The organism is Parcubacteria group bacterium, assembly GCA_041657845.1.
Lineage (GTDB): Bacteria > Patescibacteriota > Minisyncoccia > Moranbacterales > JAKLHP01 > JAKLHP01.
In genome coordinates, this window is record JBBABD010000065.1 from 1 (window position 1) to 1,433 (window position 1,433).

At 54.5% G+C, this 1,433-nt stretch carries 1 protein-coding gene; it reads right to left on the reverse strand.

Annotated features, from left to right (window positions below; translation table 11 throughout):
- Window positions 1–1,116, reverse strand: a 1,116-nt coding sequence (locus WC906_05505; GenBank protein MFA5777857.1) for a DUF5906 domain-containing protein, incomplete at its 3' end; no start/stop codon positions are given.
- Window positions 1,117–1,433 lie beyond the last annotated feature (317 nt).

A 1,433-nucleotide genomic window follows, 5' to 3' on the forward strand; every position in this document is an offset into this window, starting at 1 on the left:
TTGACGCTCGGCCAATACCCTTTCCTTAATCTCATCGACGCTAACCGAGCCGTCAAATTCAGCGTTACAGGGGATGTAAAAGAAGCGACGCAGGGTTCCTTGGTCCACGTTGTCGAACTCGGGAGGGGAGTTAAAAGCCGCGAGGAGCTTGAACGTCGGGAAGAAGGAGAAGGGCTGTTGGAACTTCCGTTCCGCCTGAACCGCGCTCATGCCGTCTGCGAACTCCTTGAGGCGTCCGGCGTCTATGTCCCTACTGGACTCCTCGGAACAGAGGACAAGGCGCTTCCCGACCAGCTCGGCCTTGCCCCAGTTGGGACCCTTCACGCTGGCGAATTCGTTGAACTTCTTGCTGTCGACCGTCCCTTCCGGCATCAGCTCCTCGATTATCTTCATGAAGGTGGACTTGCCGTTGCTGGCGGTCGGGCCGGCCAGCATGAAAATCTTGTTTGCCTTGAGGTGAGGCATAAGAAAATATCCGCACATGGGATAGACGACGGACAGGAGTTCGTCGCTGGGAGTAACACCGTCCTCGCCGACGAAGACCTGTGAGAGGAACTTGAGGAACTCGGGGCATTCGTCTTTCCCGTTGACGGCCTCATCATAAGCCATATCCAAGCGCATGAGCGCAAGGCTGGCGTGACCTTGGAGCCTGTCCCATGACGAGGAAGACGATGGGGGGATACCTTCTTTTGACGTATCGGCCCGGAGAACCCAGTCAAACTTTCCGAAGCGTATCCTATCATTTTTTGAGTATGTTTTCTTCTCGTCGAAGGGCGGGGGGAAAGGTTCGAACTCGAAAGTGGAGCAGTTGAGCTTGCCGTCGGTGAACGCGAGGTGCGTCTCATGAAGACGCTGCCTCTTGAGCTTCTGCTTGAGTGACATCATCTTGAACGTGCCGGTTAGCTTGCCGTCGGTAAACCCATCCCCCGCATGCTGTTCGTCCATGAAGTCGAAAAGGGCTTCCCTCATCTCGTCGGAAGACGCCACCTTGTGCGTGCCATCCTCCTGGGGGATTACCCACGTTCCTATCTCGTCCACCCACAGGCAACCCAGCGCGTCCAGCATGGCAGCGAACTGTTTGGCAAGGAATGACGATGAAGTTTTTAGGGTCCCCATATTCATTTCCACGCAACCAAAAATCCCCCGTCGTTGCCTTCAACCGAAAACCAGCTTGCGCCGGGGCGATTGAACGACGGGGGGTTGTCGATTGCGTAAGTCATGTTGATTCTCGGTGAAGGCTCATTCACTATACCACCTCCCCCCAGCATGGCCAAGTATCATTGTCAAGGGGAGGGGTGTGGAGTTATCCACACCTATCCCATCACGGCATAATCGGTTACCTCTCCAATCCTGTTAAATCTGGCAAGCTAAGGCGAGTAAGAAAAGGCCTATACTGTCTTGGCCCAGTTCAAGAAAAAATTGACGCAGAAAAT